3 protein-coding genes and 9 pseudogenes are annotated in these 25,004 nt (G+C 72.5%); 3 read left to right on the top strand and 9 right to left on the bottom strand.

Annotated elements, in window-relative coordinates; genetic code table 11:
- Window positions 1-21: 21 nt before the first annotated feature.
- Window positions 22-783: pseudogene (locus tag NM962_08755) on the bottom strand (hypothetical protein).
- Between the two features lie 1,857 nt (window positions 784-2,640).
- On the opposite strand from NM962_08755, the pseudogene NM962_08750 reads away from it, so the two are divergent.
- Window positions 2,641-2,769 (top strand): annotated as a pseudogene (locus NM962_08750) (murein L,D-transpeptidase).
- A 329-nt stretch (window positions 2,770-3,098) separates the two neighbouring features.
- Here the strand turns inward: NM962_08750 and NM962_08745 are convergent.
- Together NM962_08745 and NM962_08740 are read right to left on the bottom strand one after the other, a co-directional pair.
- Window positions 3,099-3,386: pseudogene (locus tag NM962_08745) on the bottom strand (PE family protein).
- Window positions 3,387-4,646: 1,260 nt separating this feature from the next.
- A pseudogene (locus NM962_08740) lies at window positions 4,647-4,916 on the bottom strand (hypothetical protein).
- Window positions 4,917-5,436: 520 nt separating this feature from the next.
- On the opposite strand from NM962_08740, the pseudogene NM962_08735 reads away from it, so the two are divergent.
- A pseudogene (locus NM962_08735) lies at window positions 5,437-5,685 on the top strand (hypothetical protein).
- Between the two features lie 880 nt (window positions 5,686-6,565).
- Here NM962_08735 and NM962_08730 read toward each other — a convergent pair.
- The 5 genes and pseudogenes from NM962_08730 to NM962_08710 form a co-directional block, all read right to left on the bottom strand.
- Entirely contained in the window at window positions 6,566-10,927 is a 4,362-nt protein-coding gene (locus NM962_08730) for a PE family protein (protein ID UVO14108.1), read from the bottom strand.
- Between the two features lie 3,570 nt (window positions 10,928-14,497).
- Window positions 14,498-14,713, bottom strand: a pseudogene (locus NM962_08725) (hypothetical protein).
- A gap of 396 nt (window positions 14,714-15,109) precedes the next feature.
- Window positions 15,110-15,313: pseudogene (locus NM962_08720) on the bottom strand (hypothetical protein).
- A 2,084-nt stretch (window positions 15,314-17,397) separates the two neighbouring features.
- Window positions 17,398-17,685: pseudogene (locus NM962_08715) on the bottom strand (PE-PGRS family protein).
- 3,704 nt (window positions 17,686-21,389) lie between these two features.
- The gene (locus NM962_08710; protein UVO14107.1) at window positions 21,390-23,234 is read right to left on the bottom strand and encodes a PE family protein; all 1,845 of its coding nucleotides are present in this window, start codon (window positions 23,232-23,234) and stop codon (window positions 21,390-21,392) included.
- A 790-nt stretch (window positions 23,235-24,024) separates the two neighbouring features.
- Here NM962_08710 and NM962_08705 point away from each other — a divergent pair.
- Window positions 24,025-24,156, top strand: a pseudogene (locus tag NM962_08705) (DUF3494 domain-containing protein).
- Window positions 24,157-24,175: 19 nt separating this feature from the next.
- On the opposite strand, the gene NM962_08700 reads toward NM962_08705, so the two are convergent.
- Window positions 24,176-24,568, bottom strand: coding sequence for a hypothetical protein (locus NM962_08700; GenBank protein UVO14106.1), 393 nt, complete (start codon window positions 24,566-24,568; stop codon window positions 24,176-24,178).
- Between the last annotated feature and the right edge of the window lie 436 nt (window positions 24,569-25,004).

Below are 25,004 nucleotides of genomic sequence, written 5' to 3'. Positions count from 1 at the left end.
GGTCCCCGCAGTGCCGGTCACGCCGGCACCACCAGCGCCGCCAGCACCACCGATGCCGAACATCAGGCCGGCACCGACACCGCCGTCACCACCGTCGGCGCCGGTACCACCATTGCCGCCAGCACCACCGACACCGTTCCACCAACCACCGGCACCACCGGCACCACCGGCGTAACCGTCGCCGCCGTCACCGCCGGCGCCACCATTGCCCAACCAGCCCGCATCACCGCCGTCGCCACCGGCGACACCGGTCAACGAGCCGTCGTACCCGGCACCACCGTCACCGAACAACCACCCGGCATCCCCACCATTGGGATCCGACTCGGTGCCCACAGCACCGTTGCCGATGATGATCGAGCCGAACCCGAACCAGGTGTTGATGAAGTTGTCGACCTGTGTTCCGAACGGGCTCTCGATCCAATTCACCAGCCCGGTGTGAAACGGCTCGTACCACCACCGGTCAATCAGGTCGGTGATGTTGAGCGGGTCCCCAAGCCAAGCCTGCGCAGATCCCGGCTCGGTGTAAGCCGCGCTCAGCGCAGTGCTGACCTCGTCGCCGGTGAACAGCTGACTCCAGTTGAAGTCCGAGTCCCCTGTGTTGGAGTCGAACAACGACGCCCACGCTGTCGGGTCGAACATGTCGTCGAGATCGAAGTCGGCTTGGGCCTGCGGCACCACCCCGAATGTCAGGAACGCACTGACTGCACCGGCAGCGCCGACCGCACGACGTCCCGCACTGCTGCGGTTGACGTGATGTCCTGAGCTACGACGCTTACGAGCCATGGGTACGACGCCTATCTGCCTTGATTCCGAATCAGTTGGGTGAGTTTTCGGCGCCGACGAACCGGCGCGGGTGTGAAATGGACTGCGGGAGAACGTAGTTAGCCATGGGTACCGTCGGTACCCTTCGTGCCACCGGCACCTCCGGCCCCGTCGCTTCCGTTGGATCCGTTGGTTGTGCCAACAGTGCCGATGGTGCTGGTGGCCTGTCCCCCGTTGCCGTGGACGCCGCCCGCACCGGCACCTCCGGCCGCACCACCGGTACCGGCGGCTCCGCCGGCTCCCGTGGCACCGGTACTGCCGGACCCGCCGGCGGCTACGCCACCGCCGGCACCCCCGGCGCCACCGTTACCGCCCGCACCGCCGTCGCCGCCGTCACCACCGGTGCCGCCGTCGCCGCCGTCACCGCCGTATGAGTGGCCCGAGCCTTGAGCATTGGTCGCCTTGCCACCGGTGCCGCCATTACCGCCCGACGCACCCTTCTCACCGGCACCGCCGTTAGCACCGGAGCCACCGGCACCGCCGGCGCCGCCGTCGCCGGAGATGGCACCGCCCTTGCCGCCGGCCCCACCGGCACCACCGTTGCCGCCGGAAGTGCCGTCCGCCCCGTCACCGCCGTCACCGCCGTCACCGCCGGTGCCGCCATGGCCCTTGCCGCGGGTACCGCCGGTCTCCGCGTCGGCCTGTCCGCCGGTCCCACCGTTTCCGCCGGCCGCTCCTGGGGCTCCGTCGCCGCCCTTGCCGGCATTACCGGCGTAGAAGTCGTCGCAGCCCAAGAACCTGGCGCAACTGTTGTTGCTGCCGTTGCCGCCGTTGCCGCCAGTCTGGCCGTTCTGGGTGCCGTTGGCACCGTCGCCGCCGGTATTGCCGTTAGCCGCTTGACCGGCCGGGGCGGTGTAGCCGTCGGCGCCGACCTTGCCGTTGCCGCCGTTGCCCCCGGCGCCACCATTTCCGACCAGGCCGCCGTCACCGCCGGCACCACCGATACCGCCGTTGGTTCCCGCCGCCGCGCCGGCGTCACCGGCCGCGTTGTAGCCATTGCCTCCGGCGCCGCCATTGCCGGACGTAATGCCAACCGGCGCACCGCCGTTGCCGGCGACGCCGTTGGTTCCGCCGCCGCCGGCGGTGGTCCCGGGCGCGCCGGCGTTGCCGCCGCTGCCGGCAACGGCGCCCGGGTCACCACCGTTGCCGCCCTTGCCGCCGTTGGGGTTGGTGGCGTTGCCATCGGCACCGCGGCCGCCGTTGCCGCCCGCACCGGCCGCGCCGGCGTTACCGCCGTTGCCGCCATTGCCGTTGGTGCCGACGGTGCCGTGGGCGGTTCCGGCGTCACCGCCAGCCCCACCGTTGCCGCCCGAGCCGGCCTCGCCGCCGTTGCCACCCTTGCCGCCGTCGGCGCCGGCTGCGGTGGGGCTGTAGCCGGCACCTCCGGTACCGCCGTCACCGCCGTCACCGGCGTCACCGCCCGCGCCACCATTTCCGGCGGTGTTGATCGCCAGGACACCGCCGTTGCCGCCGGCGCCCCCCTTGCCACCGTTACCGCCATCGGTGCCGGACCCGCCGACACCGCCGTTGGGGTTGCTGGCATTACCCGCGGTGCCGACTGCTCCGTTGCCACCGACGCCGGTCTTGCCGTCCCCACCGGCGCCACCATTGCCACCGTTACCGGCTGATCCGCCGTTACCACCGGCTCCACCATTGCCACCGCTGGTTCCACCGGCCGCGCCGGCGTCACTGGCCGCGTCATACCCGGCGCCACCGGCACCACCGTTGCCCGAGGCGGTGGTGACCGCGGTGGCGCCTGCGCCGATGCCGCCGTCGGTGCCACCGGTTCCGCCGGTGCCGTGCGCACCACCCTGACCCGCGGTGCCGGCTACATTGCCGGCGTTGCCGCCGTTACCGCCGTTGCCGCCGTTGGGGTTCGCGGCGGTGCCGGACGCGCCCTTGCCGCCGTCGCCGCCCTGGCCGGCGACCCCGGCGTTACCGCCCGCGCCGCCGTTGCCGTTGACGCCCGCACTGCCGGCGCCGCTGATCGCGCCGGCGTTGCCGCCCTTGCCGCCGGTGCCACCGATTCCGGCGCCGCCGCCCTTACCGCCGTTGCCGCCGTTGGCCGCGGTGGTGTCGCCGTCGGCACCCTTGCCGCCGCTGGCACCATGCCCGCCGACACCGCCGGAACCACCGGCGCCGCCGTTGCCGCTGGCACCCGCGGTGCCCGTAGTGGCTGTGCCGCCGGCACCTCCGGCGCCACCCGCGCCGCCCTGACCACCGGTGCCGCCGGTACCGCCGTCGCCACCGTTGGTTCCGGCTGCACCCGCGTTGGTGCCGGCCAGGCCGTCGCCACCGTTGCCGCCGGTACCGCCCGCGCCCGCGGCGCCGCCGGCGCCGCCGTTGGTGCCGCCGCCGCCGTTACCGCCCGCACCGCCCGCGCCGCCATTGCTACCGGTGTGGCCGCTGTCGCCGGGGGTGACACCGTTCAGACCGGTGTAGCCGTTGCCGCCCTTGCCGCCGGCGCCACCCGCGCCGCCGTCACCGGAGGCCGCGTGCGCCGTGGTGCTACCCGCAAGCAGACCACCCTGGCCGCCGTTACCGCCCGTACCACCGGCGCCGCCGGCGGTGCCGTCCACGCCGGCCGCCGAACTGTTAACGCCCGCAACACCTTTACCGCCGACGCCACCATTGCCGCCGACGCCCGCGGCGCCGTTTCGGCCGCTGGCCACAATGCCGTCGGGGCCCTGGCCACCGCCTCCTCCGGCACCAGCGTTGCCACCGTTGCCACCGTTGCCGCCCGCTGTGCCGTCGTGGTGCTCCGCAGTTCCGTCCGCACCGGTGGTACCGGTTGCGCCGTTGCCGCCGCTACCCCCGTCTCCGCCGGCTCCGCCCGCGCCACGACTGCCGTTCGCCGAACCCGTGCCGCCGGCGCCACCGTTACCGCCTTGGCCGCCGTTAGTGCCCGACTCGCCATTGGCGCCCGGGGTGGCACCGCTCAAACCGGTGTAGCCGTTACCGCCCCTGCCGCCGGCACCACCGGCACCGCCGACGCCGGAAGCCGCGTGCTGTGTAGTGCTGCCCGCAACCAAACCACCCTGGCCACCATTACCGCCCTGACCACCGTTACCGCCAGCAGTGCCGTCCACCCCGGCGGCCGAACTGTTAACGCCCGCAAGGCCCTTACCGCCGACACCACCGTTGCCACCGACACCGGCGGCTCCGTTGCTGCCACTGGCCGCCGGGCCGTTGGCGCCCTGACCGCCGGCGCCACCGGAACCGGCGTTGCCACCGTTGCCGCCATTGCCACCGGTCAAGCCGTTGTGGTTGATCGCGTTGCCGTCCACGCCGGTCACACCGGACGCGCCGCTGCCGCCGTCACCGCCATTGCCGCCGACGCCACCGGCACCGTGCTCGCCGGCGACCGAGCCGGCACCGCCGGCACCGCCGTTACCGCCCTGGCCGCCATTGGTGCCTGACTCGCCATTGGCGCCGGCCGTCAGGCCGCTCAAACCGGTGTAGCCGTTACCGCCCCGGCCGCCGGCACCGCCGGCGCCGCCGACACCGGAAGCCGCGTGTTGGGTGGTGCTGCCCGCAACCAAACCACCCTGGCCACCGTTACCGCCTTGGCCGCCGTGACCACCGGCGGCGCCATCGACACCGGCCGTCGAACTGCTGACGCCTGCAAGGCCTTTCCCGCCGGCACCGCCGTTACCGCCGACCCCCGCGGTGCCGTTGCTGCCGCTGCCCGCCGGGCCGTTGGCGCCCTGACCGCCGGCACCACCGGCACCGGCGTTGCCACCATTGCCGCCATTGCCGCCGGTCTGGCCGTTGAGATCAGTCAGGTTTCCGCCCGCACCGGTGGCGCCGGTCGCGCCGCTGCCACCGTCGCCACCATTGCCGCCGAGGCCACCGGCACCGTGCTGGCCGGCGACCGAACCGGTACCGCCGACTCCGCCGTTGCCGCCGGCACCGCCATCGGTGCCGGACTCGCCATTGGCACCCGGGGTGACACCGCTCAATCCGGTGTAGCCATTGCCACCGGCACCGCCGGCGCCCCCGGCACCGCCGACACCGGTGTCACCACGAGTGTGTCCATCCGCCTTCAGACCACCAATGCCACCGTTACCGCCCGCACCCCCGTGACCGCCGTCGGTGCCGTCTACGCCGGCCGTGGTGCTGTTGACTCCGGCTGATCCGGCAGCACCGTTACCACCGTTGCCGCCCATGCCGGCCAAGCCCAGCGCACCGGCGTTACCGCCCGCGCCACCGTTGCCGCCGGCGGTGCCGGGCGCCGCGTTCGGGTCCGCGGCGGCGTTGTAGCCGTCGCCGCCCCGGCCGCCGTTGCCACCGATGCCGGTCGCCGCAGCTCCGTCGACACCCTGCGTACCGGCCGTGGCTCCGGCGCCCCCGGCCTGGCCGCCGGCACCACCGGCGCCCGCCGTGCCGGTGGTGCCGCCGTTGCCGCCGGTACCACCGTTGATGTGCGCCGCCGTACCGGTCGCGCCGGCGCCACCGGTGCCGCCGAGCCCGGCAACGCCGCCCGCCCCGCCGCTGCCGCCATCACCGGCGTGGCCTGTCGCTCCCGCCGCACCGTCGGAGCCGAACAACGAGCGCGTGACCCCGGCGGCCCCGGCGGTGCCGGCCACGCCACCGTTGCCACCCGTGCCGCCGTTGCCGCCGTCGGTACCGTCGGTGCCATCTCCGCCGTTGCCGGTCCCGCCGCCGGCGAACGTGCCGGCCTTCCCGTCGTTTCCGTTGGTGCCGGCCAAGCCCGCGCCGCCGACACCGCCGGCGCCACCGTCACCTGCGGCACCGCCCTTGCCGCCCGCACCAAAGAACAACGCCTTGGACGCCCCGCCGGCGCCGCCGCTACCGCCGAGGCCACCATTGCCGCCGAGGCCACCATTGCCGCCGTTGACGCCCGCGGCACCGGTCGTACCCGCTACACCGGCCGCACCGTCGCCACCGGCACCGCCGACACCGCCGATGCCGAACATCAACCCGGCCCCGACGCCGCCATCACCACCGTTACCACCGGCACCACCATTGCCGCCGACACCACCGACACCGTTCCACCAACCACCGGCACCCCCGTTACCACCGGCGAAACCATCCCCGCCATCACCACCGGCACCGCCGTTGCCGAACATCCCGGCCGCACCACCGTCACCGCCGGCGAGACCGGTCAACGAGCCGTCATAGCCCGCGCCACCATCACCGAACAACCACCCGCCGTTACCGCCATCGGGATTGAGCTCGGTGCCCGCCGCTCCATTGCCAATGACGATCGACCCGAACCCGAAGATGTTGTTGATGACGGTGTCGACCTGAGTGCCAAACGGGCTGTTGATCCAATCGACCATCGCGTTATGCATCGGCTCATACAGCCACTGGTCAATCAGACCAGTGATGTCCAGCGGATCCCCTGCGGCCGGCACCGGGTCGGTGTAAGCCGCGCTCAGCGCGTTGGTCAGGTCAGCGCCGGTGAACAGCTGATCCCAGTTGAACCCCGGGTCCCACGTGCCACCGTCGAACAACGCAGTCCAGGCAGTCGGATCGAACAGATCTTCCAGCTCGAAGTCGGCCTGCGCCTGCGGCACTACCCCGAACGTCAAGAACGCACTGACTGCACCAGCAGCGCCGACCGCACGACGTCCCGCACTGCCGCGGTTGACGTGCTGACCTGAGCTATGACGCTTACGAGCCATTGGGGGGATGCCTATCTGCCTTGATTCGCGATTAGTTGGTTGCGTTTTCGTCGCCGGCAAACCGGCGCGAAAGGGTGCGCGTGAGGACGCGGCTAGCCATGGGTGCCGTCGTTACCCTTCGTGCCGCCGGCGCCACCGGCTCCGGCCTGGCCCGGCGAACCCTTATCCGCACTGACTGCACCACCCGCTTCGGCTCCACCGCCTTCACCGCGGGCGCCACCTCCACCACCGGCACCGGCCGCACCACCGGTGCCCGCATCGCCGGCGGTGCCAGCGGTCCCGCTGACACCGGCGCCTTGCGCGACACCCGCTGCACCACCGGCAGCGCCATTCCCGCCATTCCCGCCGTCGCCGCCGGCACCACCGGTACCGCCGTTGCCGCCGTTGCCGCCCTTGGCGTAGCCAGTGCCCTGGTGGTTCTCGCCTTTACCACCAGTACCGCCGGCACCGCCGTCGCCACCCTGCTCGCCGGCACCGCCATTGGCACCCGACCCACCGGCACCACCATTGCCACCGTTTCCCGAGATCAAGCCGCCCTTGCCGCCAGCACCGCCAGCACCACCGCTGCCCCCGGCAGTGCCATCCGCGCCCTCGCCACCGTTGCCACCGTTGCCGCCTTGACCGCCATAGGCTTTGGCGCCGATGCCGCCGGTTTTCCCATTGGCGCCACCACCCGCGCCACCTTGACCGCCGTCGGCTGCCTGGCCCCCGTCGCCGCCCTTTCCGCCGGCACCGCCAGTGATGGTGGGCGCCCCCCAGCTCGTGCTGCTCACACTGTTGCCAGTGCCGCCATCACCCCCGGCCTGACCCGGCTGGGTGCCATTGGTGCCGGCGCCTCCGGTACCGCCGTTGGCGGCTTTACCGTTCGGGGCCGTGTAGCCGTTGGCGCCCATCTTGCCGCTACCGCCGACACCACCGTTGCCACCATTGCCGATCGCACCGCCGTCACCACCGGCGCCGCCCTTGCCACCGTTGGTTCCAGCCGCCGCGCTGCCGTCGCCGGCCGCGTTGTAGCCGTTGCCGCCATTGCCGCCGTTACCCGACGCGCCCACCGCACCGGTTCCGGCCGCGCCGTCGCTGCCATCGGTGCCGCCGCCACCGGCCGTGGTGCCGGCTGCGCCCCCGGTACCGCCGGCTCCGGCCGCGGCACCCGGGTCACCGCCATTGCCACCCTTGCCACCGTTGATGGTGGTGGCGTTGCCATCGGCACCCCGGCCACCATTGCCACCCGCACCGGCCGCGCCAGCGCTACCGCCCTTGCCGCCATCACCGTTGACGCCGACCGTGCCATGGCTCGTGGTTCCGGCATTGCCACCGATGCCACCGTTACCACCGGAACCGGCCTGGCCGCCGTTGCCCCCGTTGCCACCGGCGGCTCCGGCTGCGGTCGGACTGAATCCGGCACCACCGGCACCACCGTTGCCGCCGCCACCACCGTCGCCGCCAGCGCCACCGTTGCCGGCGGTGTTGAGCGCCAGCGCGCCGCCATTGCCGCCCGCGCCGCCCTCGCCACCGTTGCCACCACCGGTGCCTGAACCACCGACACCGCCATTGGGGGCGCCGGACGTTCCCACGGCGCCGGCACCACCGGCACCACCGGTCTTGCCGTCGCCACCGGCGCCGCCGTCGCCACCGTTGCCGGCATTGCCACCGCTACCGCCGGCGCCACCGTTGCCGCCGCTGGTACCGCCCGTGGCGTTTGCGTCACTGGCCGCGTCGTACCCCGCACCACCCTTGCCGCCGTTGCCCGCGGGACCGGTGATCGCTGTGCCGGCGCTACCGTCAGCTCCCGCAGCACCACCGGTGCCACCGTTACCCACAGCACCACCCTGGCCGGCCGTGCCCGCGGTCCCGACGTCGCCGCCGTTGCCACCCTTGCCGCCGTCGACGTGGGTGGTGTCACCGGCCGCGCCGTCCGATCCGTCACCGGCCGTGCCGGCGTTGCCACCGGACCCGCCTGCTCCACCAGTCCCGTTGACGCCCGTACTGCCGGACCCGCCGGCAGCTACACCGCCGGCGTTGCCGCCGGCTCCACCGGAGCCGGCATTTCCACCGTTGCCACCGGAACCACCGTCGTTGCCGTCCGTCCCGGCCACGCTCACCTGCGCGCCGTCCAGGCCGTCGCCCCCGTGGCCACCCGACCCGCCAGCGCCGCCCTTGCCGCCATTGCCGCCGTTGCCCGCGACCGCACCACCCAGGCCGCCTCCACCGCCCGCGCCGCCATCGGTGCCATCACCACCGCTGGTACCCGAGCCGCCCGCGGTCGTAGCGCTGATGCCCTGCGCGCCGGTGAAGCCATCGCCGCCGGCGCCGCCGTTGCCGCCGTTGCCGTGGTCTCCGCCGTTACCGCCGTTGCCGCCGACGCCGCCGTTGACACCCGCGGTCGTCGAGCCAAAACCGTTGCCGCCGGCGCCGCCGTTACCGCCCGCGGTTGACGCAAGACCATCCGCTCCGTGGACGCCGGCGTTGCCTCCGGTGCCAACAGCTCCGGCCGCGCCACCGTTGCCGCCGACGCCCGCTTCACCGACATCGCCGCCGTTGCCACCGTTGCCACCGTTGATGTGGGCCGCGTCGCCGTCGGCGCCCCGTCCACCGTTACCGGCTATCCCACCGTTGCCGCCTTGGCCGCCCGCGCCGCCGTTGCCGTTAGCGCCGAGGTTTCCGGTACCGGTTGCGGTTCCCGCGTCACCGCCCTTGCCGCCATCACCACCGGTGCCGCCGGCACCGCCGCTGGTGCCGTTGCCTCCGTTACCGTCGCCGTCGGCGTAACTGCCCACCGCGCCTGCCTGCCCGGCACCGCCCTGGCCGCCGATGCCGCCCTTGCCGCCGTCACCGCCGTCGCCGGCATTGCTGTTGAGGCCGGTGCCGTTCCCGCCGCGGCCGCCATCACCACCTAAGCCGCCGTTGCCACCTTGGCCGCCGACACCGCCCAGCGCGCCGCCATCGCCGCCGGCGCCGCCGTTACCGCCGTTACCGCCGGTGCCGCCCTTGCCGCCGCCGTAGCCGCCGTTACCGCCGGCACCACCATTGCCGCCGTTACCGCCGTCACCGCCTTGGCCGCCGTTGCCGAGCAATCCGGCATTGCCGGCTGCACCGCCGTTGCCGCCCGCGATCGACAGTGCCTTGAAGCCAAGATCGCCAGCGTGGGCGGCGTTGTAGGCCGCCACATCAAACCCGGCACCACCGTTACCACCGTTGCCACCGCTGGTAGCGGCCAGCCCATCAGCACCACTGGCCGCATGCTCAGTACCGGACCCACCGGTCAGACCACCGATGCCCCCAAGACCAACCGCCCCCGGGTTCCCCCCGTCGGCACCCCGGCCGCCATCGGCGTTCCCCAGCATGCCCTGTGCCCCGTCACCGCCGTCGCCGGCGAGACCGGCGTTGCCGCCAGCGCCACCCTGGCCGCCTAAACCGTTGACACCCGAGGAACCGAAGCTCGTACCTGTGCCCGCCACACCACCGTTTCCGCCCAGACCACCATTGGCGCCGTCACCACCAACAGCCCCGGCACCACCGTTGCCGTTGCTGGTCGCCTCAGCCCACTCACCCAGCGCACCGTCACCACCGCGGCCACCGTTGCCACCGTTGCCGCCGACACCACCGGCGCCACCGTTGCCGCCGGTGCCGAACAGACCCGACGCTTTCCCACCAGCGCCACCGTTGCCGCCGTTGCCGCCGACCACACCGTTGCCGCCGGCCGCACCACTACCACCGTCGGCCCACAGCCCGGTCGCACCCGCTGCGCCTGCGGCACCAGCCGCGCCCACACCACCGTCGCCACCGGCACCACCGGACCCGAACAACCAGCCCGCACCGTCGCCACCGTTGCCGCCGGCACCGCCAGTTAGGCCACCCGCACCACCTGCGCCACCGACACCCATCCAGGAACCGCCGGCACCACCATCACCACCGGCCATACCGGCCAAGCCAGCCCCACCAGCACCACCGTTGCCGAACATCCCCGCAGCGCCACCATCGCCACCGTCTACACCGGCACCACCGTTACCGAACAGCCAACCGCCGTCGCCACCATTGCCACCATCAACACCGGCAACACCAGCTGCACCATTGCCGATGATGATCGAGCCGAACCCGAACGTCTCATTGATAAAGGTGTCGACCTCGATGCCCAGCGGACTCTCCATCCAGTCCACCATGCTGGCGTGCAGTGGCGTGTAGATGTACTCCTCGACCAACGCCGTCACGTCGAACGCATCACCGCCAGCCCAACCCGCCGACGGGTCGAACAACGACCCCCAATCCACCCCATTCGCATCAGCACCCGACCACCCCGACCAACCGAATGAGTCCAACAGCCAGTCCAACTCGCCATCAGCCGACGCCACCGGCATCCCCGGCGCCATCCCGAACGCCAAAGCCGTCGCCACTGCCGAGACCGCACCCGGCACCCGACGCCGTAGCCGAGCTGCGTTGATGCGCTCACTGATCACTAGGAAACCCTCACTACTTGACGGGAATGGCCGGCTCGTTGACCGTTGCTTAGAAGACCGGCGCTTTAGCTGGCGCCGCCAGTCCATCGATGGCAACCTCCGACAGCGGGCGCCTTATCTCGAGCGATAGACCGGGGCCGGTCAGCGCGACACCCGTAGCGTCGTCGGGACAAGGCAACTGCCACATCGGACATTTCTTCCATCTCGCGGACCAAAACTTTCTGAACAGTACATGAGCAAAGTCACATTTCCAACGCGGAATTCTCAGTAACAGGGACACCTGCACTCCAGGCCGGACGCCGCGCGATTGGAACAGGTTCAAATTGTCGTTAACTTGGGATCGGACGTGCCCGGCTGGGCCAGGTATGGGCCCGGTCGACTAGCCGTTTTCGCCGCGCGCTCCCGATTAGGCCAGGTGAAAGGCAACCGACCGGTGGGTCGGTGGCGAACGGACCGAGCGCGGCCAGGTTGACAGGACAAGTCGCCGAACCTTCCGCGAGGAAGCCTCGACACTAGAGTCTGTAGTCGGAAATCCTCACCAAGCGAATCACAGGGCATACACAGTTTTAACGTTCGCTTGAGTCGCGGCCGACTCCCAGCGCCAGTGTGTATCTGAGGACGTCTATCCACCTGTGGCGACCGCCATCACTTCTGGCAGCCGATCGCTTCGGCGGACCGAGCCCTGCACCGTCCCGAACAAACCCACGCCGGAAGACGTGGCTAGCCATGGGAACCTTGGGTTCCGCCGGTACCGCCCTGCCCGGTTCCGCCCGATGAGCCGGGGGCGCCGGTCGGTGTACCGCCGCCACCGCTGCCTACAGCTCCCGCGGTGCCGGCGGCACCGGCGCCGCCACCGTTCCCACCCGGTTTGCTGCTGTAGCTGCCGCCACCGCCTCCGCCGTTACCGCCGTTACCGCCGTTGCCGCCTTGGCCACTGTCGCCGCCATCACCGCCGGATCCGTTCGCGCTGGCGCCGCCGGCACCACCCGCCCCGCTCGTGCCACCAGCGCCACCACCGCCACCGTCACCTCCGTACGACGCTGGGTAAAGGCCCCAACCGCTGCCGCCGTGCCCGCCGGTGCCGCCGTTATTGCCCGATCCGCCACGCCCGCCGGTGCCGCCGTCGCCGCCGGCACCGTTCGTAGCGGTGCCGCCGGCGCCGCCCTGGCCGCCGGCACCACCGGCACCGGCGCTGCCGCCGCTGCCGCCCGATTTGCTGTTCGTGGGGCTGAAGCCGGCGCTGTGGCCATTGGTGCCGTTGCCGCCGGTACCACCGGTACCACCGGTACCACCAACGCCGCCGTTACCGCCGTCGCCGGAAACCGAACCGCCCTTGCCGCCATTGCCGCCCACGCCACCGACACCACCGGTGGCTCCATTGAGGCCGCCAGCGCCATCGCCGCTGCCGTCGCGGCCGTTGGTGCCGACCCCGCCAATACCACCGTTACCGCCGACACCGCCGTTACCGACGGTCCCCCCGTCGCCGCCAGCACCACCGTTGCCGCCGGAAGCGCCACCTTGGTTGGTCCAGCCGGGCGTACCGCCGTTACCGCCGTTACCGCCGACGCCGCCGGTGCTGCCAGCTCCAGCGGCCGTACCGCCGACACCGCCGTTGCCGCCGGCCCCGGCGGCGGCGCCGGGTCCACCGTTGTTGACCGAAGCGAGCGGGTTGGCGTTGCCGCCGTTGCCGCCGGTTCCGCCGGCGCCACCGACATGACCGGTGCCACCGTTGCCACCGGTGCCGCCCTTGCCGCCCGCCCCCGCAGTGTTCGGGATTGTGTGCGGGTTACCGCCGCCGTCGGCCGACACGCCACCAGTACCGCCGGCGCCGCCGTTGCCGCCATTGCCGTTGACACCGGTCGCGCTCGGTCCGGCGCCGGCCGCCCCGCCGTTGCCACCGAGCCCGCCGGTACCGCCGGTACCGCCGGTACCCAAGGTCCAGTCACCTGAACTGGTGCGGCCGGCTACCCCGCCGGCACCGGCATTGCCCCCGGCGCCGCCCTTACCGCCGTCGCCGTTGGCGCCGTCAGCACCGTGCACGGCACCGTTCTGGGCGGTGCCGCCGGCCCCACCATTGCCCCCGGCACCGCCTACGGCTCCGGCGCCGCCGTCACCGCCGCGTCCGCCGTCTTTCTGAGTCGCATTGCTGGTGCCGGTCGCGCCATTGCCGCCGGCTCCGCCGGCACCACCGGTGCCGCCGGCACCGCCCTTACCCGCGGTGTTGGCCGCCAGGGTGCCGCCATTGCCGCCCTGGCCGCCGTTGCCGCCCTGGCTACCGGCCGTGCCGGTGCCGCCATTGGTGCCCAAAGTGGTCGCGTTCGCGCCGTCGCCACCGGCCACGCCATTACCGCCAGCGCCGCCATTGCCGCCGTTGCCCGCGCTGCCGCCGTTACCGCCGGCGCCGCCATTGCCGCCGGTCGCACCCGCGGCGGTCGGGGTGTAACCGTTGCCACCGTCGCCGCCGTTGCCGGAGGGGCCGGTGATCGCACCGGCACTGCCGTCGGCGCCCGCGTTGCCGCCGCCGCCACCGGTGCCGACCGCACCACCGGAGCCGGCGGTGCCTGCGCTCCCGATGTCGCCGCCGTTGCCGCCCTTGCCGCCGTTGACATTCGACGCGTTACCCGCGGCGCCATCCGAACCATCACCGGCCGTGCCGGCGTTACCACCGGTGCCACCGGCACCACCAGTGCCGTTGGTGCCGACGCTGCCCGACCCGCCGACAGCCACACCACCGGCATTGCCGCCCGCACCACCAGAGCCCGCGTTACCACCGTTGCCGCCGGAACCACCGTCGTTGCCGTTCGCGCCGGCCGTGCTGACCAGGGCACCGGCCAGGCCAGCACCGCCCTTGCCGCCGGAACCTCCGGCACCGCCCAAACCACCATTGCCGCCGTTGCCAGCGATCACACCGCCCAGGCCGCCACCGCCGCCCGCACCACCATCGGTGCCGTTGCCGCCGCTGGTACCCGAACCTCCCGCAGTAGTGGCATTGATCCCGTCGTTACCGGTGAAACCGGCCCCGCCAGCTCCACCGTTGCCACCGTTGCCGTAGTCGCCGCCGTTGCCACCGGCACCACCCGCGCCACCATTGACACCCGCGGTGGCAGAGCTGAAGCCCGTGCCCCCATCACCACCATTACCGCCGCTGGTCGGGGCAACACCCTCAGCGCCATGCACCCCGGCATTGCCGCCGACACCACCACTACCTACCGCGCCACCGTCGCCGCCCGTACCTGCTAGGCCGACGTTGCCGCCATTGCCGCCGTTGCCACCATCGAGGTTGGTGGCATCACCGTCGGCGCCCCGGCCACCGTTGCCGGCTGCTCCACCGGCGCCACCCTGACCACCAGCACCACCGGTGCCGTTATTGCCCAGCGCACCGGTGCCGGCCGCGGTTCCGGCGTCGCCGCCCTTGCCTCCGCCACCACCGGTGCCACCGGCACCGCCGTCGGTGCCGTTGCCCCCGTTGCCGTCACCGTCGGTGTAGCTGCCCGCGGCGCCCGTCTGCCCGGCGCCACCTTCGCCGCCGATACCACCCTTGCCGCCAGCACCGCCGCTGCCGGCATTGCTGTTGGCGCCGATGCCATTACCGCCGTGGCCGCCGTCACCACCCAGGCCGCCGTCACCGCCCCGGCCACCGGCGCCGCTCAGCGCACCGGCGGCACCACCGGCACCACCATTGCCGCCGTCACCACCCGCGCCGCCCTTGCCGCCGCCGTAGCCGCCATTGCCGCCGGGGCCGCCATTGCCTCCATTGCCCCCGTTGCCACCGGCACCACCATCGCCGACCAGCCCGGCGTTGCCGGCGACGCCACCGTTACCACCGGCAATGCCGAGTGCCTTGAAGCCGAGATCATCGGCGTGCGCGGCGTTGTAGGCCGCAACATCGAACCCGGCGCCACCGTTACCACCGTTACCACCGTGATGGGCCGCCTGGCCGTCGGCACCACTAGCCGCATGCTCGGTAGTCGAGCCGCCGTTGAGGCCACCTTCACCGCCATGGCCGATCGCACCCGGGTTGCCCCCATCGGCACCACGGCCGCCATCGGCGTTGCCCAACGTTCCTTGCGCCCCGTCGCCACCATTACCGGCGACCCCGGCATTGCCGCCGTCGCCGCCTTGGCCGCCCTGGCCGTTGACACCCGACGAACCGAAACCGGCGCCCGCACCCGCGACACCACCCTGGCCACCGACACCACCATCAGCGCCATCACCACCAACAGCACCAGCACCGCCGTTGCCGCTGCTGGCCGCCACGCTCCAGTCGCCGGCAGCACCGTCACCACCCCGGCCACCAGCACCACCAACGCCACCGACGCCACCCGCACCGCCATTGCCGCCATCACCGAACAGACCCGATGCCCTCCCACCGGCACCACCATTGCCGGCATTACCACCAGCCACACCACTACTGCCGACAGCACCAACACCGGTACCGCCGTTGGCCCAACCACCCGCAGCACCAGCCGCACCAGCCAAACCAGCTACACCATCGCCGCCGATGCCACCGTTGCCGCCCGAACTGAACAACCACCCGACGCCATCGCCGCCAGCACCACCATCACCACCGGAACCACCAGCACCGCCGTCACCACCGATGCCCATAAACCAACCACCGGTGCCCCCGGCGCCACCGTCGCTGCCAGCAACACCGACCCCGCCGCCGCCGCCATCACCGAACATCCCGGCCGCGCCACCATCACCACCAGCGAACTCGCCATAGCCCGCGCCGCCGGCACCGCCGTCACCGAACAACAAGCCACCAGCACCACCGGCACCAGCCGCAGTCGTCGCAGTGGCGTCCACCCCCGCCGCGCCATCGCCGATCAGATACAGCCCTGTCACGCCATTGAGGAAGCCACCGACCTGCAACCCGAAATCAGAGTTCACCCATTCTTCGAGCGAGGCATGCAACGGCGCATACAACCACTGATCCACCAACGACGTCAGCCCCAGCTGGCCACCATCCGCCGAACCAACCCACGACGACACATCGACAAGAGCCCCGCCAGCACCCCCAGACCACGCCGCCGGCTCAAACACATCCAGCAACCAATCCAGCCCACCATCAGCCCGCGCCACCGGCACCGAATCCAACGGACCCGACCCAAAAGCCACCAACGCAGCCACCGCCGAACCCGCACCGAATATTCGTCGACCGGCGCGACTTGCGTTGCGACGCTTACCAATCACAAGGAGACCTCACTACTCGAACGGGGAGGGTCGATCCGCTACCAGCGGTCGTCGATCGGGGCCCGGCTATCCGATACCGCAGCCGACCCGTCACCGTCCGCGACACCCGCGGCGCGGCATAGACGAGGAACCCGCTGCATCGGTATTGCTTTCACCCCTGGGGACCAAACTGGGCCGACGCTACATGAGTGCCGATGCAGGTTCAACATCAAATTCTCAGATAACAACCCGGCTCGAAGAAACGTTTCATACCGCCAGTACGGAACGAATTTGAAGAATCGTTAACTTAATCGGTGCACCCGGCTAAGACCGATCGCCCGCCACACGCCTCTACGACGGAAACATCGGCGCACTTGACACCTGTTTTCTTCGGCGGAGCGGCGATGCTAACGAGGACGACTCGCAACTACAAGCGGTACCGCCGGTTATTTACAGCCAACCACAAACTTTACTCTCGACACGCTCCCGATAATTCAGAATGTCTCACAGGTTCGTCATAGGAATGGACCGCGAAACTGGTTGGACGCCGGCAGTCGCGCCGCCAACCGTCCAAGTTCCAGAAAGAGCCGGAAGTGCCGTGACGACAGGCGCTTTCCCGGTGGGATAGCGTCGCGGATCACGGTCGCCGAAGCCGCTACGGGGGCAGATGATCTCCATCAATCACGAGCCATCGCCTGACTGGACACCGCCCTTGCCACCCGAGCCGCCATCCTCACCGGCGGTGCCGACTAGCCCGCGGCGACGCCGCTGACACCCACCGCCCCGGCCGTGCCTTTACCGCCGGCGCCGCCGTCACCACCATTGCCGAGAGTGCCGCCGTCGCCACCCTTTCCGCCAGCTCCACCGGAGGCACCCGCCCCGGCATTGGGGTCGGCGGACGGGTCATAGCCATCGCCACCGTCGCCACCATTGCCCGACGGGCCGGTGGCTTCGGTTCCGTTTGCGCCGGCGAGGCCGTCGGTGCCGCCGCCACCGGTCGTGGTGCCCGCCGACCCACCCTGGCCACCGGTGCCCGCAATGTTTCCGGCGTCACCACCCTTGCCGCCGGCACCGCCGTCGAGGATGGTGGCATCGCCGTTGGCACCGTGGCCGCCGTCACCGCCTTGGCCGGCCGCCCCGGCGTTGCCGCCGCCGCCACCGTTGCCGTTGATGCCGACCACCGTGCCGGACTGTGCAGTGCCGGCATTACCGCCATCACCGCCGGAGCCGCCCGAGCCGGCCTCACCGCCGTTGCCGCCGTCGCCGCCGTTGGCGCCGGCGCTGGTCGGGCTGTAGCCGGCACCGCCGGTACCACCGGCCCCGCCGTCGCCACCCCGGCCACCGTTACCGCCGTTACCGGCAGTGTTGCTGTTCAGCAGGCCGCCGTCGCCACCATCGCCGCCCTTGCCGCCGTTGCCGCCGGCGTCGCCCTGATGGCCCGCGCCGCCATCGGGGTTGACCGCGTCACCGCCGATACCGGCCGCACCGTTGCCACCGACACCGGTGGCTGCGTTACCGCCGGCACCGCCGTTGCCACCGTTGCCGGCCAAGCCCCCGTTGCCGCCGGCACCGCCGGACCCGCCGTTAGTGCCCGGTGTGGCGGCTGGGTCGGAGGCCGCGTCGTAGCCATGGCCGCCGTTGCCGCCATTACCGGAGGCGGTGTTGACGGAGGTTCCGCTGGCACCGTTGGTGCCGTCGACACCACCTGTCCCACCGGTGCCGTGCGCGCCACCCTGCCCACCGGTTCCCGCGACATTGCCCGGATCACCACCGTTACCGCCGTTGCCGCCGGTCGGTGTGGTGGCATCGCCGGCGGCGCCGTTGCCGCCATCACCACCTTGGCCGGCCACGCCGGCGCCACCGCCCGCGCCGCCATTACCGTTGGCACCCGCACTGGCCGCACCGTTGACAGCGCCGGCATTACCGCCATCACCGCCGGCGCCACCGGATCCGGCTTCACCACCGTTGCCGCCGTTGCCGCCGTTGCCGCCGGCCGCGGCATCGGGGTCGGAGGCGGCGTCATAGCCGGCACCACCGGTACCACCCGCGCCGCCGTCACCACCTCGGCCACCAGCGGCGCCGTTCCCCGCATGGTTATCCGCCAGAACGCCGCTGGCACCGCCGGCGCCGCCCCTACCGCCGTTGCCGCCGGCCGAACCGGAACCGCCCGCACCACCGGTGGGATGGGCCGCCGTACCCGCGGTGCCCACTGCTCCGGTTCCACCGACACCGGTCGCGCCCCCACCGCCTTTTCCGCCGTTGCCGCCGTTGCCGTGCGAGCCGCCGGCACCGCCGGCACCACCGGCACCACCATTGCCGCCATTCTCGGCGGAGCTGGTGGAGCTGAAGCCGTCACCGCCTTGACCGCCGTTGCCGCCCGGACCGGAGTTCGCGGCGCCGTCGGCGCCATCAGTTCCCGTCGTACCGCCGGTGCCGCCGGTGCCGTGGTCGCCTGCGCCGCCACCGTTGCCGGCCGCACCGACCTCACCACCGTCGCCGCCCTTACCCCCGTCGGGGTTGGTGACATCGCCGTCGGCGCCCCTGCCACCGTCGCCGGCCGTACCTGCGTTGCCGCCGTGCCCGCCGTTGCCGCCGTTGCCGTTGGCGCCCGCGATGCCGGTGGTGGCGGCACCGCCACTGCCGCCCTGGCCACCGTTGCCCCCGGTGCCACCGGTACCGCCGCTGCCGCCGCGTTGACCGTCCAGGCCGGCGGACGTGGCGTTAGCCCCATCGCTGCCGTTGCCGCCGTTGCCACCGTGGCCACCGGTGCCGGCGCTGCCGCCGAGGCCACCGTTGGCGCCAGTACCGCCGGCGCCACCGTTGCCGCCCTGGCCACCGTTGGTGCCCGATTCCCCGTTGTCGCCGGCGTTGGCACCGCTCAGACCGGTGTAGCCGTTGCCGCCCTTGCCACCGGCACCACCATCGCCACCCACACCGGAGGCTGAGTGCTGGGTAGTGCTGCCGGCGAGCAGGCCGCCCTGGCCGGCGTTGCCACCCGCGCCGCCGTTGCCGCCGGCGGTACCGTCCACACCGGCCGACGAGCTGTCAGTTCCGTCGAAGCCCTTGCCGCCGGAGCCGCCGTTACCGCCGACACCTGCGGTGCCGTGGCTGCCGCTGGCGGCGGGCCCGTCGGCGCCCTGGCCGCCGGTGCCACCGGAACCGGCATTACCACCATTGCCGCCTTGACCGCCGGCCGTGCCGTCATGATCGGCCGCGGTGCCATCGATACCCGAACTTCCGGCCGCACCGTTGCCGCCGCTGCCACCGTTACCGCCGGCACCACCGGCACCGTGCTGACCGGCGGTGGCACCACTACCCCCGGCGCCACCATTGCCGCCGGCACCACCATTGGTGCCCGATTCACCGTCATCACCGGCATTGGCGCCGCTGAACCCGATGTAACCGTTGCCGCCGGCACCACCAGCGCCGCCATCACCACCGATACCGGTGGCCGCATGCGTGATCCCGTCGGCGTTCAGACCGCCGACGCCGCCGTTACCGCCCGCGCCGCCGTTGCCGCCCTCGGTGCCATCGACTCCGAGGGTCGTACTGCTGACCCCGGCGAACCCGGCGGCACCGTTGCCGCCGTTACCGCCGGCACCCGCACCACCGTTGGCGCCGGCATTGCCACCGGCGCCACCATTACCGCCGGCCGTTCCTGCTGCGGCGTTCGGGTCCGCTGCCGCGTCGTAGCCGTCGCCGCCCCTACCGCCACGTGCGGCACCGGTCGATGCCCCACCGCCAGTACCCGACTCGCCGTCGACACCACCGGCCCCGGCCTGGCCGCCCGCACCACCGGTGCCCGCCGTGCCGGTGGCACCACCGTTGCCGCCGCTACCGCCGTCATAATTGGCGGCCGTCCCGGCTGCGCCGTCGCCCCCGTTGCCGCCTACCCCGGAGTCGCCGCCGTTGCCGCCGGCACCACCGTTGCCGCCGTGACCGATCGCCCCGGCGCTTCCGCCCGAGCCGAACAGCGCATGGGTGCCGCCCGCGGCCCCGACTGTTCCCGCCGCGCCACCGTTTCCGCCGACGCCACCGCGGCCGCCGTCGGAGCCAGCGCTGCCATCGCCTCCGTTGCCGGAACCGCCGTCGGCGAAGGTGCCGTGCGTGCCTTCGGTGCCGTCGTCGCCGGCCGCGCCCTGGCCACCCGCACCGCCGGCGCCGCCGTTTCCGGCAGCCCCACCCCGACCACCGGAGCCGAACAGCAGTGCCTTGGACGCCCCACCGGCGCCACCGTTTCCGCCATTACCGCCGTTGGCGCCCGCAGCCCCGTTGCCGCCGTCGACGCCGGTAACACCCACCGCGCCGGCCGTGCCCACAACTCCGTCGCCACCGACACCGCCGGCACCACCGACACCGAACAACCAGCCTGCGGCGACGCCCCCGTCGCCGCCATCGCCACCGCCGCCACCGATACCGCCGGCACCACCGATACCGGCCCAGCTACCTCCGGCGCCACCCGTGCCACCGTCAAAGCCCGCAGCCCCGGCACCGCCGGCGCCACCGCTGCCGAACATTCCGGCCGCGCCACCCTCGCCACCGGCAACGCCCGTCAGCGTGCCGTCGTAGCCGGCACCACCATCACCGAACAACCACCCAGCATTGCCGCCATCGGGATCAAGTTCCGTGCCCGCCGCACCGTTGCCGATGACGATCGAACCGAACCCAAACACGGTGTTGATGAAGTCATCCACCGGCTTACCGATCAACGAATCATCGATCCACCACACCATCACCGCATGCAACGGCGCATACACCCACTGATCGATCAGCCCCGTGATGCCGAACGGGTCACCGAAACTCCCCGCCGCCGAACCCGGATCGGCATAGGCGGCGCCCAGCGCGTTGCTCAACTCGTCGCCGGCGAACAGCTGGTCCCCGTGACTGCCCAAATCCCAGGTGTTGGAGTCGAACAGCGATACCCAGGCACTCGGATCGAATAGGTCGTCGAGACCGAAGTCGGCGTGCGCGTGCGGCACCATCCCGAACGCCAAGAACGCGCTCAGCGCTGACGCCACGCCGACCGCCCGCCGTCCTGCATTGCCATGGTTGACGGGTTGACTTGTCCCACAACGCTTACGAGCCATTCGAATAACCTCGATCTTGTGAAAGGAGAAGGATCAGTACCAAAGTTCAAACGCCGACAAGCCACCACGACCGCGCGAAATGACGCTGCCCGCAAGGCGCGTCGAGCCGGGGACACGAGCGTTCGCGGAAATGGGCAGACGCCGTGTGTCATCACCTCGGGCTGTCATCGGCAAACCCCTGCCCTTCCTGCGTCGACCCGATATCAGCCGTGCGCTCCGGCAGTGCCCTCGGCGCCTTGCGCACCGGTATCCCCGGTGGCACCGGTGCTGCCGTTGCTGCCGTTCGTTTCGTGGCCGGACCCCTTGACTGAGGCAGTCCCCTTACTGCCGCCGGAACCGCCGGAGCCGCCCTGCCCGCCGTCGCCGCCGCTGCCCTTGGCCCCGCCTTCACCGCCGGTGCCGGCGCTGCCGTTGGCTGCGGTGCCGGCGGCGCCGCCTGCCCCGCCGTTACCGCCGGCTCCGCCGGTCCCACCGGTCCCGCCCTTACCGCCATCGCCGCCGTCGCCGCCGATGGCTCGACCGTTCCCGACACTGGTGGCATCAACGCGGCCGTTTCCGCCACCGCCACCGGCACCACCGCCGGCGCCTTGGGCTCCGGCACCGCCGGAACCGCCGGAACCACCAGCACCGCCGTTGCCCGCGTCACCGCGGATGGATCCGCCGTTGCCACCAGCGCCGCCCTGACCACCGTCACCGCCAGCGCTGCCGGCCGCGCCAGCCCCACCCTGACCGCCACGGCCGCCGTCACCGCCGTAGGCGTTGCCACTGCGGTCGTTCGACTTTCCGTAGCCGCCCGAACCACCGGCACCACCGTTAGCGCCTTCACCGCCGTTGCCTCCGTTACCACCGTTGCCGGCGGTGACGTTGGTGTGGTTCGTGTCATCGGCACCGGAACCGCCGTTGCCGCCAATCTGTCCAGGAGCACTGGCAGTCGTACCGTTGTCGCCGTTGCCGCCCCGACCGGTGCCGCCAGCACCAGCTGCGGCTTGCCCGTTAGGCGGCGGGTTGACCCCATTGGCACCGATCGCGCCGTCGCCACCGGCACCACCGTGCCCGCCATTGCCGATGTTGCCGCCGTCGCCGCCGTCGCCACCGGCCCCGCCGGTGCCGCCCGCTGTAGTAGCTGCGGCGCCGTTGCCGCCGTCGCCGCCGTTGCCGGCGGTGCCGACCGGCAGTGTGCCGTCCGAACCGTCTGCGCCACTGGTGGAGCCGTCTCCGCCGATACCCTTGGCTCCCCCGCTTCCGGCGTTGCCGCCGTTTCCGCCGTCGCCTCCGTTATTGCCGGCTGTGGTGGCATCGGCGCCATCACCGCCGTCGCCGGGAGTGCCCCCGTTACCGCCGTTGCCGCCGCTACCACCGTTGCCGGTGATGCCGCTTTGGCCGGTTCCGCCGACGGACACGCCACCGCCGGTGCCACCGCTACCGCCATGGCCGCCATAGCCGCCGTTACCGCCGTCGCCACCGGCCTGGCCGTTGCCGCCGTCGCCGGTCCCGGTTGCACCGGTGCGGCCTGCACCCCCGGCACCGCCGTCACCGCCGCCACCCCCGGTGCCGCCGGCGCCGCCATCACCGGAGATCGAGCCACCGAGCCCGCCGGTGCCGCCGTCACCGCCGTTGCCGCCGTGCAGCCCGGCGATGCCGGACTCACCGGCAACCGTCGCGTCGGTGCCAGCTTCGCCAGTCACCCCGTCGCCCCCGTCACCACCACGGCCACCATCGCCATGATCGCCGCCGTTACCACCGGCACCGCCGTTGCCGCCCGCAGCACCGGCCGCCGTATCGGTGTAGCCGTCGCCGCCCCGGCCGCCGTTGCCGACCGCACCGGAGTAGCCGATCCCATCCGTGCCGGCATTGGCCCCGCCACCGCCGGTGCCGCCGGCACCGACCGCGCCGGCATCGCCACCATTGCCGCCGGCACCACCGTCTATGTGCGTAGCGGTGCCGGCCGCACCGGCGCCACCGTCACCGACCGCGCCGGCATTACCGCCCTTGCCGCCGTCGCCACCATCGCCGTCGCCGCCGGTGGTGCCTGATCCGCCGGCGGCCACACCGCCGCCGGCACCTCCGGAGCCTCCAGCCCCACCGTCAGCGCCGCTGCCGGCGTTGCCGCCGTTGCCACCGTTGCCATCACCGTCGTTGTCGTAGGAACCCGTCGCACCAGCGAGGCCATCACCGCCGTTGCCACCCCGGCCGCCGGTACCACCCCGACCCCCGGTGCCGCCGTCACCGGTGATCGCGCCCCCGACGCCGCCAGCCCCGCCGTTCCCGCCGGAACCCCCTTGGGTGCCGTCGGTGCCCGAGCCGTCAACGGTGACACCGTCGATGCCGGCCTTACCGGCCCCACCGTTGCCGCCGTGGCCCCCGTCGCCGTGATCGCCGCCATCGCCGCCATCGCCGCCATTGCCTCCCGATGCCCCAGCCGCGGCGCCGGGGTCCTGCAACGGGTCATAACCGTCGCCGCCGGCGCCACCATTGCCACTGCGCACCGCAGCACCGACGTCGCCGTGATCGCCGTTCTTGCCGCCGGCACCGACAGTGCCGGCGTTACCCCCCGCACCGCCGTGTCCACCGACGCCGACATTGCCGCCGTTACCGCCGTCACCACCGTGAATATGGTCGGCGGTGCCGATCGCACCGCGACCGCCGTCGCCAGCTGCTCCGCCGGCACCGCCCTTGCCCCCGAAGCCGCCATCACCGTTGTGGCCCACCGCGTCGTTGGCTCCGGTGCCGGCGTCGCCGCCGTCACCGCCGCTCCCGCCGACGCCGCCTTGACCACCCGAGCCACCGTGGCCGCCGGCGCCATCGTTAGCCGTGAAATCGCCGTCGGATCCCGTGCGACCGGCGCCCCCGGCGCCACCGATGCCGCCGCGACCACCGGTGCCGCCATCACCGGGCAGGCCGGGCGCGGTGACACCGTCACCAGTGCCGTTGCCGCCTGCTCCGCCGGCGCCACCCTGGCCGCCGGCACCACCTTGACCGCCGGCGCCGGTCAGGCTGCCCAGACCACCCGCGCCGCCGTTGCCACCATCACCGCCGGCACCGCCATGGCCACCGCTCCAGACTCCGTTACCGCCGGCACCTCCGACACCGCCGTCACCGCCGGCACCTCCGACACCGCCGTCACCGACCTCCAGGGCCGCATTGCCGCCGTTGCCACCAAGACCGGCGCTTTGGTACCAGAACTGGGCAGTGAAACCCGTGCCGCCGTTGCCACCATCGCTGCCGCTGCTTGCCTGCGCGCCGGACGCGCCCCGGGACCCTTCGGCGCCAGTCCCGGTCGCGCCGCCGGTGCCGGCCCTGCCGCCAGCGCCGCCGGCACCACGCTGGCCCGGGTCGGCGCCGTCTCCCCCGCTACCACCATTGATGTGGGTTTCGGTGCCATCGGCACCGTTTCCGCCGGAGCCGCCGGCACCGGCCGCACCACCGATGCCGCCATCACCACCATCGCCGTTGCTGCCTGCGGTACCGAACAGGCCGCCGGCACCGCCGGCACCACCGTAGCCGCCAGCGCCACCTTGGCCGCCGGCACCGCCCGCCGCACCGTTAGCGCCGTTGCCGGCGCTGCTGGCGATCAGGCCCAGGGCGCCGGAGTCAAGGCCAATAAAGGTGCCATCGGCGCCATCGATGCCGACACCACCGCTGCCCCCGGCGCCCCCGACGCCACCGGCACCACCGGCGCCACCGATCCCGAAGAGCCAGCCGCCTTTGCCACCGTCTCCGCCAGTACCACCGATGCCGCCATCAGCACCGTTGCCACCAACGCCTGCGCTGACACCATCTGCACCACCGGCACCGGCGACGCCGACGCCACCCGTGCC

It is taken from the genome of Mycobacterium sp. SVM_VP21, assembly GCA_024758765.1.
Lineage (GTDB): Bacteria > Actinomycetota > Actinomycetes > Mycobacteriales > Mycobacteriaceae > Mycobacterium > Mycobacterium heraklionense_C.
The sequence above is the reverse complement of the archived record's forward strand: the minus strand, read 5'-3'. Positions and strand labels throughout refer to the sequence as shown.